This is a genomic window from Virgibacillus sp. L01 (assembly GCF_052246775.1).
Classification (GTDB): domain Bacteria; phylum Bacillota; class Bacilli; order Bacillales; family Amphibacillaceae; genus Lentibacillus.
Genome location: NZ_JBQQCP010000003.1, coordinates 147483 through 171204, shown reverse-complemented (window position 1 = coordinate 171204; position 23722 = coordinate 147483). Strand labels below are relative to the sequence as shown.

The 23722-nt window shown below is 37.3% G+C and carries 26 protein-coding genes; all 26 read right to left on the bottom strand.

Going from position 1 to position 23722, the window contains the following annotated elements; translation table 11 throughout:
• Positions 1-8 precede the first annotated feature (8 nt).
• A complete protein-coding gene (gene fliF / locus ACTWQM_RS07855; protein WP_443257628.1) occupies positions 9-1604 on the bottom strand; it encodes a flagellar basal-body MS-ring/collar protein FliF in 1596 nt (531 codons plus the stop codon).
• Positions 1605-1848: 244 nt separating this feature from the next.
• Positions 1849-2154 (bottom strand): flagellar hook-basal body complex protein FliE, encoded by a 306-nt coding sequence (gene fliE / locus ACTWQM_RS07850; RefSeq protein WP_443257627.1) that lies wholly within the window; start codon positions 2152-2154, stop codon positions 1849-1851.
• Between the two features lie 19 nt (positions 2155-2173).
• The gene (flgC, locus tag ACTWQM_RS07845; protein ID WP_443257626.1) at positions 2174-2629 is read right to left on the bottom strand and encodes a flagellar basal body rod protein FlgC; all 456 of its coding nucleotides are present in this window, start codon (positions 2627-2629) and stop codon (positions 2174-2176) included.
• 2 nt (positions 2630-2631) lie between these two features.
• Entirely contained in the window at positions 2632-3030 is a 399-nt protein-coding gene (gene flgB / locus ACTWQM_RS07840) for a flagellar basal body rod protein FlgB (RefSeq protein WP_443257625.1), read from the bottom strand.
• A 900-nt stretch (positions 3031-3930) separates the two neighbouring features.
• Positions 3931-4710: a GTP-sensing pleiotropic transcriptional regulator CodY gene (gene codY, locus ACTWQM_RS07835; protein WP_443257624.1), complete on the bottom strand. Its 780-nt coding sequence runs from the start codon at positions 4708-4710 to the stop codon at positions 3931-3933.
• A 27-nt stretch (positions 4711-4737) separates the two neighbouring features.
• Complete coding sequence (gene hslU / locus ACTWQM_RS07830) at positions 4738-6129, bottom strand: HslU--HslV peptidase ATPase subunit (protein ID WP_443257623.1); 1392 nt, start codon at positions 6127-6129, stop codon at positions 4738-4740.
• A gap of 20 nt (positions 6130-6149) precedes the next feature.
• Positions 6150-6695 (bottom strand): ATP-dependent protease subunit HslV, encoded by a 546-nt coding sequence (hslV, locus tag ACTWQM_RS07825; RefSeq protein WP_443257622.1) that lies wholly within the window; start codon positions 6693-6695, stop codon positions 6150-6152.
• Positions 6685-7629 (bottom strand): tyrosine recombinase XerC, encoded by a 945-nt coding sequence (gene xerC, locus ACTWQM_RS07820; protein ID WP_443257621.1) that lies wholly within the window; start codon positions 7627-7629, stop codon positions 6685-6687. The genes hslV and xerC overlap by 11 nt, the downstream gene beginning before the upstream one ends.
• Positions 7630-7959: 330 nt before the next feature.
• A complete protein-coding gene (locus ACTWQM_RS07815) occupies positions 7960-8271 on the bottom strand; it encodes a hypothetical protein (protein ID WP_443257620.1) in 312 nt (103 codons plus the stop codon).
• A gap of 221 nt (positions 8272-8492) precedes the next feature.
• Positions 8493-10571: a type I DNA topoisomerase gene (gene topA, locus ACTWQM_RS07810; protein ID WP_443257619.1), complete on the bottom strand. Its 2079-nt coding sequence runs from the start codon at positions 10569-10571 to the stop codon at positions 8493-8495.
• Positions 10572-10688: 117 nt separating this feature from the next.
• A complete protein-coding gene (dprA, locus tag ACTWQM_RS07805; protein ID WP_443257618.1) occupies positions 10689-11582 on the bottom strand; it encodes a DNA-processing protein DprA in 894 nt (297 codons plus the stop codon).
• Between the two features lie 69 nt (positions 11583-11651).
• The gene (gene sucD / locus ACTWQM_RS07800) at positions 11652-12554 is read right to left on the bottom strand and encodes a succinate--CoA ligase subunit alpha (RefSeq protein ID WP_443257617.1); all 903 of its coding nucleotides are present in this window, start codon (positions 12552-12554) and stop codon (positions 11652-11654) included.
• 65 nt (positions 12555-12619) lie between these two features.
• On the bottom strand, positions 12620-13780 hold the full coding sequence (gene sucC / locus ACTWQM_RS07795) for an ADP-forming succinate--CoA ligase subunit beta (RefSeq protein WP_443257616.1): 1161 nt from the start codon (positions 13778-13780) through the stop codon (positions 12620-12622).
• A 225-nt stretch (positions 13781-14005) separates the two neighbouring features.
• The gene (locus ACTWQM_RS07790; protein ID WP_443257615.1) at positions 14006-14287 is read right to left on the bottom strand and encodes an EscU/YscU/HrcU family type III secretion system export apparatus switch protein; all 282 of its coding nucleotides are present in this window, start codon (positions 14285-14287) and stop codon (positions 14006-14008) included.
• Complete coding sequence (locus ACTWQM_RS07785) at positions 14284-16071, bottom strand: hypothetical protein (protein ID WP_443257614.1); 1788 nt, start codon at positions 16069-16071, stop codon at positions 14284-14286. The genes ACTWQM_RS07790 and ACTWQM_RS07785 overlap by 4 nt, the downstream gene beginning before the upstream one ends.
• A 543-nt stretch (positions 16072-16614) precedes the next feature.
• The gene (locus ACTWQM_RS07780; protein ID WP_443257613.1) at positions 16615-17385 is read right to left on the bottom strand and encodes a ribonuclease HII; all 771 of its coding nucleotides are present in this window, start codon (positions 17383-17385) and stop codon (positions 16615-16617) included.
• Between the two features lie 81 nt (positions 17386-17466).
• Positions 17467-18315: a ribosome biogenesis GTPase YlqF gene (gene ylqF, locus ACTWQM_RS07775; protein WP_443257612.1), complete on the bottom strand. Its 849-nt coding sequence runs from the start codon at positions 18313-18315 to the stop codon at positions 17467-17469.
• 12 nt (positions 18316-18327) lie between these two features.
• Positions 18328-18888 (bottom strand): signal peptidase I, encoded by a 561-nt coding sequence (gene lepB, locus ACTWQM_RS07770; protein WP_443257611.1) that lies wholly within the window; start codon positions 18886-18888, stop codon positions 18328-18330.
• Between the two features lie 241 nt (positions 18889-19129).
• Complete coding sequence (gene rplS, locus ACTWQM_RS07765; RefSeq protein ID WP_443257610.1) at positions 19130-19474, bottom strand: 50S ribosomal protein L19; 345 nt, start codon at positions 19472-19474, stop codon at positions 19130-19132.
• A gap of 133 nt (positions 19475-19607) precedes the next feature.
• Entirely contained in the window at positions 19608-20339 is a 732-nt protein-coding gene (gene trmD / locus ACTWQM_RS07760) for a tRNA (guanosine(37)-N1)-methyltransferase TrmD (protein ID WP_443257609.1), read from the bottom strand.
• Positions 20339-20854, bottom strand: a complete 516-nt coding sequence (gene rimM / locus ACTWQM_RS07755; RefSeq protein ID WP_443257608.1) for a ribosome maturation factor RimM — start codon at positions 20852-20854, stop codon at positions 20339-20341. The genes trmD and rimM overlap by 1 nt, the downstream gene beginning before the upstream one ends.
• 11 nt (positions 20855-20865) lie before the next feature.
• Positions 20866-21255 carry a YlqD family protein gene (locus ACTWQM_RS07750; protein WP_443257607.1) on the bottom strand — a complete coding sequence of 130 codons (390 nt, stop codon included), beginning with the start codon at positions 21253-21255 and terminating at the stop codon, positions 20866-20868.
• Positions 21256-21338: 83 nt separating this feature from the next.
• Positions 21339-21566 (bottom strand): KH domain-containing protein, encoded by a 228-nt coding sequence (locus ACTWQM_RS07745; RefSeq protein WP_443257606.1) that lies wholly within the window; start codon positions 21564-21566, stop codon positions 21339-21341.
• 17 nt (positions 21567-21583) lie between these two features.
• The gene (gene rpsP, locus ACTWQM_RS07740; protein WP_443257605.1) at positions 21584-21853 is read right to left on the bottom strand and encodes a 30S ribosomal protein S16; all 270 of its coding nucleotides are present in this window, start codon (positions 21851-21853) and stop codon (positions 21584-21586) included.
• A gap of 173 nt (positions 21854-22026) precedes the next feature.
• Positions 22027-23370 carry a signal recognition particle protein gene (gene ffh, locus ACTWQM_RS07735; RefSeq protein WP_443257604.1) on the bottom strand — a complete coding sequence of 448 codons (1344 nt, stop codon included), beginning with the start codon at positions 23368-23370 and terminating at the stop codon, positions 22027-22029.
• Between the two features lie 13 nt (positions 23371-23383).
• On the bottom strand, positions 23384-23704 hold the full coding sequence (locus ACTWQM_RS07730; protein WP_443257603.1) for a putative DNA-binding protein: 321 nt from the start codon (positions 23702-23704) through the stop codon (positions 23384-23386).
• Positions 23705-23722 lie beyond the last annotated feature (18 nt).

Genomic DNA, 23722 nt, shown 5'->3' with positions numbered 1-23722 from the left:
TGACCTCCTTAATCATCCGCGATCCAGCTTCGTAAAAGTTTTGAAAATTCTTCTGGTTTTTCTTTAGCCATTTTCTCTAGTTGTTTTTTACGTACTACCGATTCAGAATCCTGTTCATTACCTATTTCCGGTAGTTCCTCACCCATTTCAGTTTCAACTTTCTCTTCTACTACTTCTTCTTCATCCGTCTTACGGTTCCGTACTAATAAGAAGATTAAAAAGATAATAACGGCTAATAATACTCCACCTGCTATATACATCCATAGTGGAATAACTGGAGTAGTAGGTTGTTTTGTATTAGCACTCTCACTGAATTCCTGGAATACAATAGATGTTTTTTCTTCAGGCTGAATCTCCCCGTATTCTTCATCTATCGATGTACTGATAATAGAATTTAAAATTGATGCCATTCCAGCAGAAACTGTATCTTGTTCCTGATTCGATAAATATTGAATGTCATCCCCGTTCTTGCTTTTTACTTCATCAACTGCTACCTGAATTCCTAAATCACGAATTTTATAGGGACTCTCAACAATTTCTTTTCGAATACGGTTATATTCATTATTTATTGTTTCTTTCGAAAGCTCATAATCACCATCTTGACCCTCTTCTGTTGCTTCATAATTTGGTATGTCACCTTCACCGGTCCCACTTGTTCCACCAACCGGCGGGTTTCCCGTATAGGTTTCCTGAATACTTTCAATACTTACTGGTAACCCTTCCATATTGTCCACATCAACTGGCTCGATAAGTTCTTCAACTCGGTTTTCCTGTGTGAAGTCAACGTCAGCCGTTACAGAAACTATGACATTCTCCATTCCCACCATGGTCCCCAGCATTTGTTGAAGTCTCCGCCGTATATCACGTTCAATGTCCTTCTTTACATCCTGCTGATATGTATATGTATCCTTATTGGCAACACCGTTTTGTGTGTTCCTGTCAAAGTATTCAAAATACTGATTCATAATAACGATATCTTCAGCCGGCAAATTAGGAACAGCTTTTGATACTAAATGATATAATGAGTCAATTTGATTCCCTTTAAATTGATAGCCTGGCTGTGTGTTAATTACAATAGAAGCGCTGGCATCCTGCCCGGATTCACTGACAAAGACAGGTTCTTTGGGCATATTGATCATAACTTTTGCATCTTCAATTCCTTCTACACCTTTTATTAAGTTAGCTAACTCTGTTTGCATTGCATCCAGTTTTATCATGCTAAACTCATTGTCTGTAATACCCCATGAAGCATTTTCGCTAAAAAAAGAGTAATCAATGTTACCACTATTAGGAATACCCTGTCCTGCAAGGTCAACAAGCAGTGAATTCACATTGCTTTCCGGTACGGTAACAGTTGTGCCTCCACTTTCCAGTTCATAAGGAATACCACGTGCATCTAATTCACTTTTTATTTGACCGACTTCCTGTAAAGATAGCTTATTATATAAAGGAACTAGCTTAGTATTAGATGTAAACAGTATTATTGCTGTAATCAAAGCAACAACTATTACGATAGAACTTATAAATATTCCTTTTTGACCCTTCGTTCGTTTGGTCCAGAAAGATTTAGCTGTATCTTTGAAATTCAATAATTTTTCCTTCATATGTTCCCCCGCCAAATCCCAATTTCTATTTAAAAACTATCTTAGTATTTCTATAGCTACTATTAGGACCTCATAAAAATCGTTTAAATACTTTTATAAATCCAAAATACTCCCTTATACTTCGGTGTATAAGCCTTATTAGCGAAATCCTAAGTTGCACTATTACAGTTAGGAAAGTATTTATCCTTAATCAACTGCTAAACATATCTTGGACTTTAGTGCTTTTTTAGTAAGATAACTTCCTTTATATCTGCATGCGCATAATTTCTTTATATGCATCTATTACTTTACGTTGAATTTGTACAGATGTTTCCAAGGTAACGCTAGCTTTTTGTGCTGTAATCATAACATTATGTAAATCGTCTACCTCGCCTTTTGCCATTTCTTGAGTTTTTGTGTTTGAGGCAACTTGTGTGTCGTTCACATGTTCAATTGCTGCTTTTAACGAATTCGCAAAATTACTTTGCGCTTCACCTGGTGAAATTGATGACCGAGCAGTTTCCGTATTGGTTATTGCAGGCTGATTTATTCCATTTACTAAAGGGTTCATATAATAGCCTCCTTCGTAATTATTTTCCTATTTCCAGTGCCTTTAACAACATATTTTTACTTGCATTCATTGATGTAATGTTTGCTTCATATGATCTGGTTGCACTCATCAAGTCTACCATCTCTTTTAATGGGTCCACATTTGGCATCTCCACGTAACCTGCTTCATCAGCATCCGGATGGTTAGGGTTGTATACAACCTTAAACGGCTCATCATCTTCAACAATTTCTGACACTTTTACTCCAGAACCCTGATTTGGTGTTGAATTAGTAGCTTTATGTAAGAAAGACTTAAAATTTTGTCCGTTTGGTTCCATAACGACCATCTTCCGTCGATAAGGCTCATACTCACCATTTTCATTCATTGTAGCCCGGGTCGTTTGAGCATTAGCAATATTTGACGAAACAACGTCCATGCGAAGTCTTTGCGCTGTTAATGCGCTTGCACTTGTGTTAATTGCATTAAACATTGACATAATTATCTACCTCCTCTAATTACCGTTTGAATACTACTGAATTTACCGTTGATACGGTCTACCAAACTTCGATAATAAATTTGGTTTTTTGCTAAATCAGACATTTCTTTATCTATGTCAACATTATTCCCGTTATGGTTATACATGGTGTTTTGGTTTGTGACCGTTTTAAAAGAACTATTTAAATTTACATTATTAAAAGGGATATGTTCCGGATGTGTTCGCTTTGTCTCAACGGACGTATTTAGCGTATCATTTAACACATTTTTAAAAGCAACGTCCTTCGACTTATAATTCGGTGTGTCGACATTTGCAATATTACTTGAAATAGTCCGATTTTTAGCCGATGCATAATTAAGAGAGTTTTCAAGTGTTTGGAACGTGCCACCAAATAATTCCATTGCAATTCCTCCAATTTTTATAAAAAAACAGTCATAAACTATTATATGTATACGAACATTGTAATTTATTACACAATCAAAGTCTATCACATTTCGACAATTTTCTCTTTGGGAAAAATAATTAGTTAAATTTATCTAGGACTATTTACATGTAAAATATACTTTTTATACCAAAAGGTGTTATAAAATATTAATTTTATTGAGTTTATCACTCTCAAAAAAAGCTTTTTCAACAGAGAAACAGTTTTTTTCACAAAACCTAGTTAACCTTTAAAAATATATCTATACTTCCTTAACTCCATACAAAGCAAAAGGCTGTTCTCAAAAAGATTGTTGCTTTTACCAAGCAATGAGTCTTAGAAGCAGTTGAAATAAACTGCGAATTAACTTTATGTAAATTCCTTCTATTCCTTATAAGATGGGTGCTAATCCAACGCTGCGGAAAAATACTCGCTTTCCATGAGGAACGCTTCAGCCCCCTCACGAGCAAAAAGCGCTTGCTGCGAGGTCTTCAGACTGTTCCGTTTCCATAGGAGGCTCGCATTTACCGCAGCTTAGAATAACTCTACGAAACGTTAATCTAATGGAATATAACTGCTTATTAATCAGGAAATCTCTATCAGTGGAGGCAGAATACGCAGACTACTCCTATAGGAAAAGCACGTTCCGAAGACCCCGGAAGAAGCGTTTTTGCTTCTGAGGGGGCTGAGGTGTGCCCATGGAAAGCGAAGTATTCTGCCGGAACGAATCGAAGCACTCAATTATCATTAGAACAAAAGAAAATCTTCACTAATTCACAGTTTATATCAACTCCGAAGATTAAAAGCAGCAGAACTTACGAAAAGAGCAAAACAAAAAAACGGTTATCTCAGAGAGATAACCGTTTTTTGTATGAATACATTATCTTGAACGTAATTTTTCCAATTCTACAAGGAATTTATTGTTTAGAACTTTAATGTAAGTACCTTTCATTCCTAATGAGCGTGACTCAATTACGCCAGCGCTCTCAAGCTTTCTTAAAGCGTTGACAATGACTGATCTGGTAATTCCAACTCTGTCTGCAATTTTACTGGCAACCAGCAATCCTTCGTTACCGTTTAACTCTTCAAAGATATGGTCAATTGCCTCTAATTCACTATAGGATAATGAACTAATTGCCATTTGTACAACTGCTTTACTTCTTGCTTCAATTTCAATTTCTTCTGTTTTCTCATGTAATATTTCCATACCTACTACAGTTGACCCATATTCAGCAAGAAGCAAATCATCGTCACTAAAACTATCATTTAATCTGCTAAGTATTAGTGTACCTAGTCGCTCTCCCCCACCAATTATAGGAACAATAGTAGTTAAACCATTACCAAATAATTCACGATTTTCAACTGGAAATGCAGTGTAACGGCTGTCAATATCAAGGTTAGCAGTTGTTTCATGAATATTAAATAGGCCATCAGTGTATTCTTCAGGAAATTGTCTTTCCTCCAGCATATTTTTCATACGTTCATTTTCAATTTCCTGGTTAATTGCGAACCCTAACAACTTTCCTCGTCTGCTTAGGATAAACACATTACCCTTAATTACATCTCTTAAGGATGCAGACATCTCATTAAAGTTCACCGATTTTCCTGTTGCTTTTTGCAGCATAGCGTTAATTTTTCTTGCACGATCTAAAAGTTCCATAATGATCCTCCATTTCGTTAATTCGATTTATAGAATGAATTGACTTAAATCTTTATTTTTAATAATATTACTTAATTTTTTATCGACATATTCTTCCGTAATATTAATTGTTTCCATATTAATATCCGGTGCTTCATACGATAAGTCTTCTAAAAGTTTTTCTAAGATGGTGTGAAGTCTTCTTGCACCGATATTATCTGTATCCTGATTAACCTGATAGGCAATTTCCGCCAGTCTATTTACAGCTTCGTCCGTAAATACAACATTTATACCTTCAGTTTTAATCAATGCTGTATATTGTTTTAACAAAGCATTTGAAGGTTCTTTCAAAATTCGTTTAAAATCTTCAATAGAAAGCTTTTCAAGTTCTACTCTAATTGGAAACCGCCCCTGCAATTCAGGTATTAAGTCAGAAGGTTTAGCCATATGGAATGCCCCTGCAGCAATAAAAAGCATATGATCCGTCTTTACAGGACCATGTTTTGTTACGACAGTAGATCCTTCTACAATGGGCAAAATATCGCGCTGTACTCCTTCTCTTGAAACATTTGCGGAATTATCTTGTTTCGCTGCCACCTTATCAATTTCATCGATAAATAGTATACCTGATTGCTCAGCAAGCTGAATGGCCTCTTGGGCCGCCTCTTCCATATCAACCAGTTTTTGTGCCTCTTGCTGTGTTAGAACCTTTCTTGCTTCAGAAACAGGCAGTTTACGTTTTTTCTTTTTCTTAGGCATAAATTGACCTAAAGCATCCTGCATGTTTGTGCCCATTTGTTCCATTCCTGATCCCTGGAGCATATCGAACATGGATGGTGGCACTTCCTCAATTTCAATTGTTACAAGATTATCTTCCAATTCCCCAAGGGAAAGCTGGCTTTCTACCCGTTTCCGTTTGTTTTTAATCTCCTCATCTTTAGGTGTATTTTCGCCCTCATCATTCTCTTCCTCAGCCGAGAATAACATCTCAAATGGATTTTTCATACTATTTTGCTTTTTAGCTTGAGGTACCAGTAATTGAACTAACTTTTGGTTTGCTTCATTTTCTGCTTTGTCCATTACTTCACTCATCTTTTCTTCCTTTACCATTCGCATAGACATTTCCACCAGGTCACGAATCATCGACTCAACATCACGACCCACATAACCAACTTCAGTAAATTTTGTTGCCTCTACTTTCACAAAAGGTGCACTGACTAATTTAGCCAGTCTGCGAGCAATTTCAGTTTTACCTATTCCAGTGGGGCCGATCATTAAAATGTTCTTCGGTACTATTTCTTCTTTAATAGCCTCATCAAGTTTCATTCTGCGATACCGATTTCTTAATGCAACAGCAACCGATTTCTTGGCATTATCCTGACCAATTATATACTTATCTAACTGACCCACAATTTGTTTTGGCGTATAATCAATACTCATTATTCACGAAGGCCTCCTCATTATTCAAGTACCTCTAATGTAATATGGTCGTTTGTATAGACACATATTTCACCCGCTACTTCCATCGCTGCTTTAGCGATCTCTTTTGCTGTTAAACTTTCTGAATATCTGACTAAAGCTCTTCCAGCACTTAATGCATAGTTTCCGCCAGAACCTATTGCAAGTACACCATCGTCAGGCTCAATCACTTCTCCGGTTCCAGACACAAGAAACATGTTCTCTTTATTCATTACAATTAGCATTGCCTCTAATTTACGAAGAACTTTGTCACTGCGCCATTCCTTTGCTAATTCAACAGAAGCTCTAGCTAAATTACCATCATATGCTTCAAGTTTTCCCTCGAATTTTTCAAATAAAGTGAAAGCATCAGCAACAGACCCTGCAAACCCGGCTAACACCTGCCCATTAAATAATGTACGAACTTTTTTTGCCTTATGTTTCATGACAACAGCATTCCCTAAAGTAACCTGCCCATCACCACTCATTGCACATTGATCACCGTGCTTAATAGCAAAAATCGTTGTAGCATGCATTTCAGCTGCCACTATCATCACCTCTTTGACCTGAATATTTATCATTTGCTCTTGGATGACTATTCATATATACATTACGCAAACGGTCCTTCGTTACATGTGTATATATTTGTGTAGCTGATAAATTTTCGTGCCCCAACAATTCCTGGACCGCACGAAGATCAGCACCTTCATTCAACATATGCGTTGCAAATGTATGCCGGAGCTTATGTGGGTTAACATGCACCGTTAATGCTGCTTTTTCAACTATTTTATTGAGAATTAATCGAATTCCTCTAGAAGTCAGCACCGCACCTCTAGCATTAAGAAAAACTGAGTTTGTTGAACTCTTTGCCTTATCCAAAAGCTTTTTCCTGCCATCATTTATGTAGGTTTCCAAGGCAATTTCTGCGAATCGGCCGAATGGAATATACCGTTCTTTTTTGCCTTTTCCCTTTATAAACATTGTACCAATAATGAAATCAATATCTTCCAGCAACATCCCCTGACACTCACTCACTCGTATACCCGTTGCATAGAGTGTCTCAATTATTGCCTGATTTCGCTGTCCAATAGGATCGGATAAATCATTTACTTCGAATAACTTTTCCAGTTCTTCCATATATAAAAAACTTGGTATTGGCTTGGTGGCCTTGGGAAGCGTTACATTAATGAATGGATTTCCAGTAACCCAATCTTCTCGTTCCAGGAATTTATAAAAACTTCTAATGCTGGAGATTTTCCTGGATACAGATCTTCTGCTTAACTTCCGGTCATACAAAACCGTTAAAAATAAGCGGATCTCCTGGTACTTCACTTCCTGAAGGTTTTCAATTCCTTCCTGGTACAAAAAAGCAAAAAAGGTTTCTAAATCATCTAAATAATATTTGACAGTATATTGCGAAGCGTTTCTCTCTATTTGCAGATACTCAATAAAGGCTTCGCTGAATTTTCGAAAATGATTCAATTTTCCACCTCGCTCAAACAGCGAATAAATCATATCATAGAATAAATCGGAAAGCAATAAACTTAACTAAATTGTAACAAAATTCTGAATTGAACTCAATTTATTTGAAGGTCATCAGCTATTTTACTAATTTTCTAGGATAACTTACGACTGTCAAGTAAATAATCTTACCAATGCGTAATTATATCTTTTTCAAATTCAATAGTCAATAATCAAGAATTGAATTATTTAGAAACTTGAATTAGCATTAATTAATAGCTAATGCCTTTAGTAGCTCTAATGCAGTAAGAAAGTACTATACTCCCTAACTGCATATAATTAATTTCGCTATCAGAATAGACCCAATTGATTAATTTTACTTTTCGTATCAGTTGTACCTAATTCGTATAAGCGACGATAGATCTTTATTAAATGGGCATCATAATTTCTTCGTTCGTCGTCTGCTCCCCATTCATCAAATGGCTTTCCTAAATATTCCGTTGCTTTTCGACCATCCTTACTTTCTTCGGTAAATAACTGTTGTATTTCTTTGGCTTCATCAGGGCTGGCGATAATTTCATATTCAATACTGCTATCAGGAACTGATACTTCTCGTATATCTTTAGTATCCACAGCTACAAAGTAAGTTTTTCGTTCCATCATTAAAACAACCTCCCTGTTTATTTATCCTTCCCTTATTTCTTCAGTTAAAAACCTGTTAGATAGCTTGGTTTATCGTTAGAGGATTCCTATGAAAACGTTTCTAGTTTTCTTATACCTCTTGTACTTTTGAGTGTAATCCTTAATAGAAAAACCATAGTTACTCTTATGCATTTAGAAATAATAACCTTAACTACTAAAAAAACTACTCGCAGAGCGAGCAGTTAGTTTTGTATACTTTCTTTATAGTCACAATTTGTACATTGTATACGAGTTTCTTTTTTACTTTTCTTTTCAACAAGCATTGATTCACATTTAGGACATGGTCTTGAAATCGGTTTATCCCATGAAACAAAGTCACATTCAGGATAACGGTCACAGCCATAAAAAGTTCTCTTCTTCTTAGATTTTCGTTCAACCACATTCCCATCTTTACATTTAGGGCATTTCACACCTATCTCTTTTAAAATTGGTTTGGTATTCCTGCATTCCGGAAAATTCGAACAAGCTAGAAACTTACCATATCTCCCCATCTTGTACACCATTTCATGCCCGCAATTTTCACAGTCTATACCTGCAGGCTCATCTCTTATTTCTATCTTTTCCATTTCTTGTTCTGCTTTTTCCAGTCGTTTATGGAAACCCGAGTAAAATGTATCCAATATTTGAACCCATTCTGTTTTTCCCTCTTCAATGGAATCCAAATCATCTTCCATCTTAACAGTAAAATCAATATCGATAATTTCCGGGAAGAATTCTTCTAAGATATCTGTTACAATCCCACCTAATTCTGTTGGGATAAAACGTTTATTATCAATACTTACATATCCACGACGCTGAATTGTATCCAATGTAGGTGCGAATGTCGATGGTCGGCCAATGCCTTGCTCTTCCATTGTTCTAACAAGCCGTGCTTCCGTATATCTTGGTGGTGGCTGTGTAAAATGCTGGTTTGGCGTAATCTCTGTTGCATCAACAATCATGCCCTCCTTAAGATCAGGCAAGAACTTGTTTTCATCCTTCTTCTTATCATCGGTACCTTCAACATAGACCTTCATAAAACCTTTAAATTTAACTTTAGATCCAGTTGCCCGAAACTCGACTCCATTATTCAGCAGATGTACAGTCATGGTATCCATAATAGCTGGGGCCATTTGACTTGCAAGAAAGCGTTCCCAGATCAGTTTGTACAGGCGGTACTGGTCTCTTGACAAAACGGGTTTCATTGTTTTTGGATCACGTACGGCTGAGGTAGGTCTGACCGCCTCGTGAGCATCTTGTGCACCTTCTTGTTTCTTAGCGTTATTTTGGTTACCCATATACTCTTTACCGAAATGTTCTTCTATATATTCTTTAGCCTCTCGTTTGGCAGTCTCAGAAATTCGTGTAGAGTCTGTCCGCATATAGGTGATTAAACCAGTTATTCCACCGGATTTTTTTCCTAGATCAATACCCTCATATAATTGCTGTGCAACCATCATTGTCTTCTTGGCACGGAAGTTAAGCTTACGTGCAGCTTCCTGTTGTAACGAAGATGTTGTAAAAGGCTTAGCTGGATTTCGCTTCCGTTCACGTTTATTTACTTTATCAACCGAGAACTTTTTATCATCCATTTTTTCAACAATGGATTTGACATCCTGTTCAGATTTTAATTCCTTCTTCTTGTTGTCAACTCCATAAAATGATCCTTCGAAAACCTCTTTATCCTTGAGGAAACTAGCCTCAATAGACCAATATTCTTCAGGTTTAAAATTCTCAATCTCTCTTTCTCGGTCAATAATCATTTTTACTGCTACCGATTGTACTCGACCGGCACTCAAACCTTTTTTAACCTTCTTCCATAACAAAGGGCTTATGTTATAGCCAACAAGACGATCGAGAATTCGCCTTGCTTGTTGAGCATCAACCAAGTCATTATTGATTGTTCGTGGATTTTTAAATGATTCCTTTATTGCATCTTTTGTAATCTCATTAAAAACAACACGACATTGTGAATTCTCATCAACATTTAAACTATGGGCTAGATGCCAGGCAATTGCTTCTCCCTCTCTGTCGGGGTCGGCTGCAAGGTAGACTTTCTTTGCCTTTTTAGCTGCAGTTTTCAATTCTTTTAAAACATCGCCCTTACCGCGAATAGTAATATACTTTGGTTTAAACTTATCATCTACATCCACAGCCATTTGGCTTTTTGGTAAATCTCTAACATGTCCCATGGATGCTTTTACTTTATATTTCTTTCCTAAATAACGTTCGATCGTTTTCGCTTTTGCAGGCGATTCCACGATCACGAGGTAATCTGACATTTATTTTCCTCCCAAAATGAGGTTATTATTAAATAAATTGGAAATCTTCACTAATATTAAATAGTTACCATACATTTGTCAAACATGTTTTAGATAACCATAAGCTTGTACCGCGACTTAAATAACCCAATTTGGCATTATTCTATCCCAATCTTCTAGGATATCATCTGCTTCTTGTACTAATCTCGCACCATCCTGAATCATTTTGTGGCACCCTTCAGTCTGTTTCAATAATGGTGATCCAGGAACTGCATAAACCTCTCTTCCTTGGTCTAAAGCCTGGTCAACTGTAATCAGTGTACCACTCTTTTTGGTTGCTTCAATCACTAATGTACCGAAACTTAAACCACTTATAATCCTATTTCTTTCGGGAAAATAAAAACGCTCTGGCGGTACATTTGGACTGTACTCTGAAAGTAGTAAGCCATTTCTGGCAATTTGTCTAAAAAGTGCTGAATTATGTTTAGGGTATATATGTTTGAATCCACTGCCTAAAACTGCAATCGTCTTTCCATTATGCTCTAAAGCCATCTGATGTGCAAAACTATCAATACCTGTAGCCATGCCACTAACAATCACCCAATTTCTCTGAATTAATGGTAGAACATATTTCTCCATTTTTTGTTTAGCTTCTCTTGAAGGATTTCTTGTCCCAATTACACTCAGGATTGGATTCTGGGTCAATAATTCTGTATCCCCAATGGCATATAGCACCAGTGGCGCATCTTTAATAGTTTTTAACACAAAAGGATAGTTTTCGTCAACTACTGTTATTACTTTATATAAATTTAAGTCATTTTTAAGCTGGGTCTTTAATTCCCGGCTACGAAGGTCTGAATGAAATAAAGCAGCATTTTTATGGGGTAACGAAAAAAATTGGCTGACTTGTGTTGAGGTAAGTGTGTAGATGCTTTTTAATGTGGGGTCATAGCGGATAAATTTTCGAATGGTTTTTCGTGTAACACCTCGACATCTGTGCAAATGAATTAATCGTTTTCGAACTAATTCCAATAGATCACTTCCTTATCATATATAGCAGGAACCCAGAAGCAATTTCACCTCAGGGTTCCATACATTTAATTAATGTGTTTTACATTTGTTTTGAAGATTTTTCTCTTTTAATACGTTAATCATGGTTTCACCCATTACTGCAGGTGTCTCAGCAACTTTAATGCCGCATTCATTCATGACACGAATCTTCTCATCAGCAGTTCCTTTACCACCAGAGATGATAGCACCGGCATGACCCATACGTTTTCCTGGAGGTGCTGTAGCGCCACCGATGAAGCCTACTACTGGCTTAGTCATATTTGCTTTAACCCACTCAGCAGCTTCTTCTTCTGCAGTTCCACCGATTTCGCCAATCATAACTACTGCTTCTGTATCTGGGTCATCGTTAAACGCTGATAGAACATCAATAAAGTCTGTACCATTTACTGGGTCCCCGCCAATACCAACAGCTGTAGACTGACCATAGCCTTCTTCAGACAACTGATGTACTGCTTCATATGTTAATGTTCCAGAACGTGAAACAACACCGATATGTCCTTTCTTATGAATGTAACCTGGCATAATACCAATTTTACATTCTTCTGGTGTAATAACACCCGGGCAGTTAGGACCTACAAGGCGTGTCTTTTTACCTTCCATATATCGTTTCACTTTAACCATATCCATAACAGGAATATGCTCTGTAATACATATAGCAAGATCTAATTCAGCGTCTACCGCTTCCAGGATTGCATCTGCAGCAAATGGTGCAGGAACATAAATCACAGAAGCAGTAGCTCCTGTTTCTTCAACTGCATCCTGTACTGTATTAAATACAGGAACCCCTTCTACTTCTGTACCACCTTTTTTCGGTGTCACACCGCCAACGATTTTTGTACCATAATCAAGCATTTGTTTTGTATGAAATTTTGCTGTACCACCAGTAATACCTTGGACAATTACTTTAGTATCTTTATTTACATATACACTCATTTTCGTCCGTCCTTTCTGCACAAAATACACTCATTTTTTCTATATCATTTGCCTCCACATTGAATCTACTTTACCATGGAGACGATTTTTTCAGCACCGTCAGCCATTGATCCTGCTGACGTAATGTTTAAGCCAGATTCATCGAGGATCTGCTTGCCTAATTTAACGTTTGTTCCTTCTAAACGTACTACAAGCGGCATTTCCAGTCCTACTTGTTTTGTCGCTTCTACAACACCTTCAGCAATAACATCACACTTCATAATACCACCAAAGATGTTAACAAAAATACCTTTTACATTGGAATCGGACAAAATGATTTTGAATGCTTCTGTAACCTTCTCAGCTGTTGCACCGCCCCCAACGTCAAGGAAGTTAGCGGGATCGCCGCCGTAATGCTTAATGATGTCCATGGTAGACATAGCAAGACCTGCACCATTAACCATACAGCCGATGTTACCATCTAATGAAACATAACTTAAGTCGTATTTGGATGCCTCGATTTCTTTCTCGTCTTCTTCTTCCAAATCACGCAACTCAAGAACGTCTTTTTGACGGAACATTGCATTATCATCAAAGTTTAATTTGGAATCTAATGCAAGTACTTGCCCATCACCAGTTGTAACAAGCGGATTAATTTCAGCGATTGAACAATCCTTTTCTACAAATGCAGTATATAGACTCATCATAAATTTCGCTGCTTTACCAATTAGTTCATCAGGAATATTTATATTGAATGCTAGTCTTCGAGCTTGGTAACCTGAAAGTCCCACTACTGGGTCAATAACTTCTTTAAAGATCTTTTCAGGGGTCTCTGCTGCAACTTCTTCAATTTCTGTACCGCCTTCTTCTGATGCCATCATAACGACACGTGAAGTAGCACGATCCATTACTAGTCCCACGTAATATTCCTTTTGAATATCACAGCCTTCTTCGATAAGTAAACGTTTAACTTCCTTACCTTCTGGACCAGTCTGATGCGTAACTAATGTTTTACCTAAAATTTCATTTGCGTATGTACGCACTTCATCCAAGTTTTTTGCAATCTTCACGCCACCTGCTTTACCCCGGCCGCCTGCGTGGATTTGCGCTTTAACTACTTTTACGGAACTATCTAGTTTTTCTGCGGCTTTTACTGCTTCGTCTACCGAATATGCAACATGTCCGCTCGGAACATTTACACCATAGCTTCGCAAAATATCTTTGCCTTGATACTCATGAATGTTCATCTTTCATCCTCCCATCAAAATTCACTGCATTCCCATTGTATAAAAAAACAACAAATTTCACAACAATAAGCGAGTATTGTCGAAAGAAATGTTTGTTTAATTGGTTTTGTACCTTTTTCATTATTACAATCGAACCTCAATAGAAAAAAGTGTCATATTTAATTAAAAAATAAATGACACTTTTGCTGACCGGTAAACGATTATCGTTATGAGACATATATTTGATTAATTTTTGTTAGATTCCGCTATGTTTTGATCTGTTCTGTAGACAAAAGCAAAAACTTCAGCAACCGCTTGATACAGCTCTTCAGGAATAGTTTCATTTATGTTAAGTTCGGCCAAAAGCTCGACTAAAGAGGAATCTTCCTGAACAGGAACATTATTTTCCATTGCCTTTTCTATAATACTATCTGCTACTAGCCCTTTTCCGGTTGCAGTAACCTTTGGTGCATGCTCTTGATCCTTGTCATACCTTAATGCTGCAGCTTTATTTCTTTTTTCAGTCATACCCGATAATCCACTCCTTGATAAGAATTCTGGTACGCCGTTTTAAGCTTGCTATTATCTGATTGGTTATTTTCATGAATTGGTTTTATAGTAATAGTTGAAAGCCGGTAATTTAATGAAGCCAGCCCCTCTTTTACCATCGGTTTAAGGGAATTAGAGTAATCAGCCATTTCACTTTGATCATTAAATATGGTTATTGCTACAGCACGTTTTTGAATATTCATGTCAATAATTGTTTCGTTTAAATTTGCTAATTCCAGATAAAATATTATTCGACAAAAATCAGGATTAATTTTTCCATCCTCTGTCCTTTTACCTTCGAAATCCAATTGCATATCATTTGGCAATCCCAATTTCTCAGCTGGAACTTGCAAACTTGCCTGAAGGGAATTGGTTGTGTCGTTTACAGACTGTATTTGCATCCCGTTTATAAAATTCAACAATTGCTGTGAGCGATCTTGAACCGTTCCATCCGATTGCTGAATGATCTGCATTAGCATGGATTTAATTGTAGCTGATTGCTGTTGAGCCATATTATTGGCGAGTTGATTCTCATAGTTCAATCCGGTAAATCTCAATACCTGTTGTATTTGACTTAAAAATTGTTCTTTAGGAGAAGAATTAAGAAATGATTCACCTAATTTCATCGTTGTCAAAACATTATCAATGTCTGCGTAAGTATCACTAGTTGCCATAGTTCGTAGTACAGTAAAGAGCTGACGCATTTGGGTTGGGTTATTCTCCAAGAGCTTGGTTAGCTGCTGCTGTTGTGTATCTGTGAGCAGAGGCATTACAGTCTTGGTCAGTTGCTGTTCCAGTTGTGTAAATACCTGCCCAGGCAATGTAGTATTGTTTGCAGCTGCAATTTCAATAGAATGTCCAAAGCTTTGAATAATTGCCCTTGAAGCAGCCCTTATACTAGTTCTGTTTTTACTCATTTGTTCCAATACCCGAGTTGCTTCCATACTGTTTAGATGAAAGGGAGGCTTCGTATGGTTCCCTGAAGCAAGATTATCCTGCTTGGCAAAAGCTGCCCATTCGGACTTCCAAGTGGAAAAATCTACATTTGCTTCAACAGCGCCAGAACTCTTTAGCACATTAAAAAGTTGTTGATTATTATTACTAGCTTGACTGATAATTTGCTTAACTATTGGATTAGATGGCCGCTCCGTTAGTTGGCTTAATCGATTTATTAAATGCTGATGGAGTTTTGTTTGGTTGGGATCTTGTCTTAACTGCTGCAATAATGACTTCATTTGATCTGTCATCCCGTTCGTGTTTTTTGCAGCTAATGCCTGATAAACCGAATTTGTTATTGGTAATCTTGCAGCGATCATTTCCTTCACTATTTGGTTAGCCTGAGATTTGTTTTTGGCGCCATCCAATAGCTGGAATGCCTTTTGTAATTGTTCTTTTGAGAATGGTATCTTTTCACTAATTAAAGACTGCATAAGTGCAATGTTTGACTTAGTTGCATTAAGACCGAGCTGCCGCATCAAACTCATCATATTTACATTAGCCTGATTTTTTAATTGTTCTCCAATTACTTTTAGATGGACAACATTATCTGATGCCTGGACCTGAAAATGGTACTTTCCACCAACTGTTAGGGAAGCTTCTAATTGAGCAACCATTTTTTGTGTTCCAAGCTGAATTTGTGCTTTATTATTCGTGAATAATTTAACAATTTTTCCTTGAACAATTTGCCCTGGTCTTAAGGATTGTGTGGAATTAGAAACCTGAGATGAAGTTATTCGCTGTCCTGCTAAATGTTGAATACTCATAGAAACCCCCCTCTATCTATTAGTTAAGCCCATTTTGTAAATTATAGACCCTGTAACCGTCGCAGTGATATAAAATGTGAAGTACTGTAAAAGGATTAAATGCTATGACACGGCTGCGGAAATACACTTCGCTTTCCGCAGGAGTCTCCGTGTATTTCCTACGCTGGGGCTGTTTTTACCTTGATTTTTTAGCCATAGGGAACACTTCTGCCTCTAATCAAGAAAGCCTCATCCAGTGGAGGCAGAATACGTAGACTCCTATGGGAACAGCACGTTCCGAAGACCCCGGAAGAAACAACTAAATGAAGGCCGACTAAAACCGTCCTTTGCGGAGAACGTCGGCATACCCCTTGCCGGGGCAAGGAGACTGAGGTCGTGCCCATGGAAAGCGAAGTATTCTGCCGGAACGAATTTAAGCACTTAACCATCACTAGTAACGAGACAAAGTGTAACAAAAGAGAATCCTAACTGAGTCGCAGTTTATATCAACTACGCTTTGATTTCGTTATTTTGATAATGTAACAATCTTGTAGATAACGGCTATTAGTTAATAGCATTCCTTACAGGTGCATAAGACTTTCGATGATAGGGAGATATACCATGTTCTGTTAACATCTCCATATGACGCTTCGTACCGTATCCCATATTAGAATTGAATTCATAGACAGGATATTTCTTATGTAATTCCTTCATCAGATTATCACGGGTAACCTTTGCCAAAATACTAGCTGCAGCAATAGTTATGCTTTCCTGGTCCCCTTTTATAATTGGTTCAGACGTACATGATAAGTTATCGAGAGTTACCGCATCAAGTAAGACATGATCCGGTTTTGGATTTAATTGATTAATAGCATCATGCATTGCAAGTTTCGTAGCTTCATAGATATTGACCTGATCAATTTTTTGGCTGTCTATAATGGATATTCCATAACTTACCGCCTGTTCCTTTATAATACAGAAAAATTCATTTCTTGTTGCTTCATTCAACTGTTTAGAATCGTTTAACCCTAGCAATTTAAATTCTCTTGGTAAAATAACGGAAGCAGCTACAACAGGGCCTGCAAGTGGACCACGACCAGCTTCATCAACACCAGCAACATACTGACAACCATTCGCATAGCAGTTTTTCTCATAACGGGACATTTGCTCAAAGTTCTGTTTTAATTTCTGCTCTTTTAGTTTTTGGCGTTCATACTGTTTAATAAGTTTCTGAACGCCTTTACGCTCATCCATTTTCAATTCACTCACAAATGATTTATCAATATTTTTAGTTTCAAATAGTTGCTTTATTACAGCAATCGATTTTTGTTCCATTTCATCACCTTTTCCTATTTCTATATATCGGCTGTTTTCGGGAAAAAGTAAAAAGTGACATCATCCTTGGATGTATGCCACTTAATTTTCCGGAGTTTCAAGTGTGATATCGCCAAGCTTTCCTGTCCGCAGATCGCCTATTACCAGATCTGACACCTTTTCGAAATTTACGTTTCCACCACTTTCCAAAGCACCACGCTGTTTACCAATTGACAAAAATATTTCCCACATATCTTCCACATCTGCTTCAATTGCATAACGCTCTTTTAACTGTTTAGGGTAATGCTCTTGCATATACTTAATAACAAACGCGACAATATCCTGTAACGATAGCAATTGGTCCTTGATAGTGCCAATTGCTGCTAAACGATAGCCGACTAGTTCATCTTCAAATTTAGGCCACAAAATTCCCGGAGTATCAAGCAACTCAAAGTCTTTTTTTACTTTAATCCATAATTGTTTTTTTGTTACACCTGGCTTATCACCAGTTTTAGCAATCTTCTTATTGGCGAGACGATTGATTAAACTAGATTTACCGACATTTGGTATACCTATAATCATTGCCCTGGCTGGACGTGGCTGAATTCCCTTTTTCCTTAGTTTCTCCATCTTAGCTTGACCCAGTTCTTTACCTAATTGGATTACTCGTTTCAGGTCGGCTTTATCATTTACATTAATTGCTACTGCGTGGATGTTTTGATCTTTAAAATGAGAAATCCATCTGTCTGTTTCACGGCTATCTGCTAAATCTTTTTTCATCAGGACAACCATTTTAGGCTTGTTTTGTAATACCTGTTGCAGCATTGGATTTTGTGAAGATAGTGGAGCTCTTGCATCAACTAGTTCCATTACAAAATCAACAAGCTTTAATTTCTCTTCTACCTCACGTCTTGCTTTTGCCATATGCCCTGGAAACCATTGTATTGTCATTGTTTTATCACCTTATTCGCTTATAGTCTGCATTCTATCAAAAGGCCAGTATATTAGACCAGTTTTTCCAACAATTTGGTCCATTGATACTAGACCTAACATTCTACTGTCTGTTGAATTATTACGATTGTCACCTAACACAAGTACGTGATTTTCTGGAATCTTTTCATATTCACCTGCAAGATCTTCAAGCTTGAAATCACTTGTTAAAGGGTTAGTGGACATCCTCTTTTTCTTTTGCGATGCTAGAAATGGTTCTTTAACCTCTTCACCATTGATATATAATACATCATCGTCAACAGCAACATGTTCGCCAGGTAACCCGATAATTCGTTTGATGAAATCTTTTTGATCTGAAGCATGAAAAACGACTATATCGAATCGTTCTGGTTCTGTAATATCATATAAAAATTTATTAACAATCATTTGGTCCCGATCATGCAGTGTGGGCATCATGGATGGACCATCTACAACAATTGGGGCAAAAAAGAATGTTCGAACGATAAAAGCTAATGCAAAGGCAATTAGTAAAGCCTTTATCCAGTCAAACCATTCACTTTTCTGTTTAGCCATATATTCCCCTCCGACAACAACAGTATATATTATAGTATTATTATATTACCTGTATTATATCATTCCACATGAAAATATGTATTTGTATTTAGCAGTTAAGAATGTATAAATACTTTCTTACTGCATAAGTGCAACTAAAGCTTATCTATATCAAGGCTTGGCGATAAGCTAAGTTTTCTAAAAGTAAAAAGGAAAGGAGTTTGCACACATGGGCAAAGCTCCTTTCCAATAATGTTGACTATTATCTGCGTTCTTTAATACGTGCTGCTTTTCCACGTAAATTACGAAGATAGTATAGTTTTGCACGTCGAACAATACCACGACGAGAAACTTCAATTTTCGCAACGCGAGGAGAATGTACTGGGAATGTACGTTCAACACCAACACCGTAAGAAAGTTTTCTTACTGTAAATGTTTCACTGATTCCACCGTTTTGGCGTTTAATTACAACACCTTCGAAAACCTGAATACGTTCACGAGTGCCTTCGACAACTTTAACGTGTACTTTAACAGTGTCTCCTGGGCGAAACTCAGGATGATCAGTACGAAGCTGATCTTTTGTGATGTCTGCGATTAATTGTTGCATACTGCTTCACTCCTTCCAAACCAATGCTCATATCTTACTAAGGGACAGCGGAACACCGTTTATACGGCTTAAGTATCCTACTTAAGCACAACAGTAAATATACCATATTGATATAGTGAGTTCAACTGTTTTTCTATTTATTATTAAATTCATTCCATATTTTAGCGTCTTCTTCAGATAATGTCTGTTTATCGATTAATTCAGGTCGCCTGTTATATGTCCGTTTCAATGATTCTTTCCTGCGCCACGCTTCTATTTTAGCATGATCGCCTGATAGCAGTATGTCCGGAACTTTCATACCGCGAAAGTTAGCTGGACGTGTGTAATGTGGGTGCTCCAATAATCCGGTTGAGAAGGAATCTTCAGGTGCGGATTCTTTGTTACCTAAAACATCCGGTAATAAGCGAACAACGCTGTCAATAACAACCATAGCTCCAAGTTCTCCACCGGTAAGCACATAATCACCTATGGAAATTTCATCGGTGACAAGCTGTTCCCTGATCCGTTCATCGTAGCCCTCATAATGACCGCAAATAAATACGAGGTGCTCTTCTTTTGCAAGCTCCTCAGCTTTTTTCTGATTATAAGGTTCACCTTGCGGACACATAAGTACAATTCGTGGCTTTGTTGGCCTTTCCTTGACAACTGCATCGACTGCATCAAATACAGGTTGTGGAGTTAACACCATACCTGCCCCGCCACCATAAGGGTAGTCATCGACTTTATAATGTTTGTTTTCGGTATAATCACGAAAATTAACTAGGCTATAGCTAAACTTATCCTTTTCATATCCTTTTCTAAGAATCGAAGAATTAAAAACTCCGGACAACATCTCAGGAAATAACGTTAATACATCAATATGCATTAGTCCAGCAGTCCTTCCATTGGTTCGATGATTACTTTACCTGCTGTTACATCTACCTGCTTCACAACTTCTTCAATATAAGGAATAAGTACATCTTTTCCCTTTTCCTGTTTCATAACCCATACATCATTTGCTCCTGGTGATAAAATTTCTTTAATTACACCGAGCTTTTCACCACTATTCAAATAGACAGTACAGCCAATAATTTCGTGGTAATAGTATTCATCTTCTTCCAGGTCGGTTAACTGTTCTTCCGTTATTTTTAAGTATGCACCTTTATAATGTTCAACATCGCTAATGTTGTCGATTCCTTTAAATTGAAGAAGGTCAAACCCTTTATGTACACGGTGTGAATCAATTTCCAGTTCAATAGGAGCTTCGTTTTCTTTCACTAGAAATAATGTTCCTCCAGCTTCAAACCGTTCGTCAAAATCACTGATACGAAGTACTTTCACTTCGCCTCTTATGCCATGTGTGTTTATTATTTTTCCTACATTAAACATCTTTTCAGTCATAATTTCACCTGCTACTCATCAATTCGAATAACGATGTCATCTTCAATAACAATCGCTGTTTCTTCCATAATCTCATTCCAATGCGATCCAACTTTAACCTCAACAAGAGATTCAACTTCTTTTTCTGTGATTTCACTGCCTATTTCCAGCATATCCATCTGTTCGATTTTAAAATCAAGCAGCTTTATTTTTTCTTTGCGATTTTTAACTTCCTGCTGGAATCGCTGAGAGAGCTCTTGCTTTGATACACCTGTTTTATTTTGTAACTTACGTTGTTCAAACAGGAGTTGTTGACACTCTTGTTCAAGCCGCATTTTATGATTATAAAAGTTTTTATGCAATTTTGCCTTACTTTTGTCTGTAATAACCTGCTTTATGAGAACCTTCTTTATTATTTGCACTACTGTTCCTCACTCTCTTAAACAGTCTTGATACAGAAATAATGAATCAGATGTGGAAAAAGGGAAAGGTATCCCCTCTCCCTTTACATAATATCCAAATAAATACGCTTGTTTGCATCTGATTTCGCTGCATACACAACAGTACGAATTGCTTTTGCGATACGTCCATTTTTGCCAATAACCTTACCGACATCATCTTGATTTACAGAAAGATGATAAACAATTTTTGCATCCTCTTCTGTCTCCGTTACAACAATGTCCTCTGGTTGATCGACTAACGGTGTAACAATTGATTCAATTAGGGCTTTCATGATATCACACTACTTTACTATTGATTTTTCTGGTCGTGGAATTTTTTCATGATGCCTTCTTTTGAGAATAGGTTACGAACTGTATCACTTGGTTTAGCACCTTTAGTCATCCAATCCAATGCTTTTTCTTCATCTATTTTAACTTCAACTGGATTAACTACAGGATTGTATGTTCCAATTTGCTCGATTAAGCGACCATCACGTGGAGAACGTGAATCAGCTACAACTAAACGATAAAATGGATTTCTTTTAGATCCCATACGTTTCAAACGAATTTTAACTGCCATGTTATTGCACCTCCAATAAATATGTTTTACACAATTTTAGATTCTAACAGAAAGTTCAATGTCTGTAAAGTGTTTTTCCATTACATGATAAAAAGTATTGAATATCTTATACTTGAACAGCTCACGTCCGGCTCCGATGTACAGGAAGGACTAATGCCGCTTTCGCTTAAATATTACATGAACGGAAATTTCATCCCTTTGCCTTTTTTCCCTTTTTGGGCACCTGTCATTTGCTTCATCATTTTTTTCATTTCTTCAAATTGCTTCAATAAACGATTCACTTGTGAAACTGAAGTTCCTGAACCTTTCGCAATTCGCTTCTTTCTGCTTGCGTTCATAATGCTTGGCTCTTGCCGTTCTTTCTTTGTCATTGATTTGATAATTGCTTCTACATAAACAAGCTGTTTCTCATCAATTTGCGCATTTTTTAGCCCCTTCATTTTGTTGGCTCCAGGGATCATCCCCATCAGGTCCTCTAACGGGCCCATATTCTTCACTTGGCCCATTTGTTCCAAAAAGTCATCAAACGTAAAAGATGCTGTACGCATTTTCTGTTCAAGTTCCTTCGCTTGTTTCTCATCAACATTAGTTTGTGCTTTTTCAATTAGTGATAACACATCACCCATTCCGAGAATCCGCGATGCCATTCGTTCAGGATGAAACGCTTCAAATCCATCCAACTTTTCACCTGTACCGGCAAACTTAATCGGTTTATCGGTAACAGCTTTGATGGAAAGCGCTGCACCACCACGTGTATCACCATCAAGTTTAGTTAGAACAACACCAGATAAATCCAGTTGTTCATTAAAACTTTCAGCAACATTCACAGCATCCTGACCTGTCATAGCATCAACAACTAAGAATATTTCATCCGGCTTAACAGCTGACTTGATTTGCTGTAATTCATCCATTAAATCAGTATCAACATGCAAACGCCCTGCTGTATCAATGATTACATAATCATTGTGCTCTGCTTTAGCTTGCTCTAGGGCTTCAGAAGCAATATCAACCGGACTGGCCTCTGTTCCTTTTGAAAATACAGGCATTTCCAATTGCTTGCCAAGTGTTTCAAGCTGGTCGATCGCTGCTGGGCGGTATATATCACAAGCTGCCAATAGTGGGGACCGATTATGCTGTTTTCGTAAATGATTTGCTAGCTTACCAGTTGTCGTTGTTTTACCTGCACCTTGCAGACCTACCATCATGATGACTGTTGGCGAACGATCAGCAACAGCAATTTTACTTTGCTCGCCACCCATTAATTCTGTTAATTCCTCTTTCACCACTTTAATAACCTGCTGACCAGGTGTTAAGCTCTCCATAACTTCCTGTCCGACAGCGCGCTCTTTTATCCGTTTAATTAAGTCTTTTACAACTTTAAAGTTTACATCGGCTTCAAGTAAAGCAAGTCGAACTTCACGCGTCATTTCTTTAACGTCTTGTTCTGAAACCTTACCTTTGCCTTTTATTTTTTTCATCGTATTTTGTAAACGGTCGGCCAATCCTTCAAATGCCATAGAAGGTGTCCCCCTAATCTAATTCTTTTAATTTAGTAATAAACTGTTGCATCTTGCTATCATTTTCGGTCACTTCATCCAGCTCAGCTAAAATGGTGACACGCTGCTGAAATTTATCATATAGTTTTAGCTTTTTTTCATAGGATTCAAGCATTTTCTCTGTACGTCTAATGTTATCATAAACAGCTTGCCTGGAAACCTCAAATAGTTCGGAAATTTCACCCAGTGAGTAGTCCTCCAAATAATACATTTCCATATAGTTACGCTGTTTAGGGGTTAATAGCTCTTGATAAAAATCGAATAAATAATTAACTCGCGTAGTTTTTTCCAGCAATCAAAACACCCCTTGTTA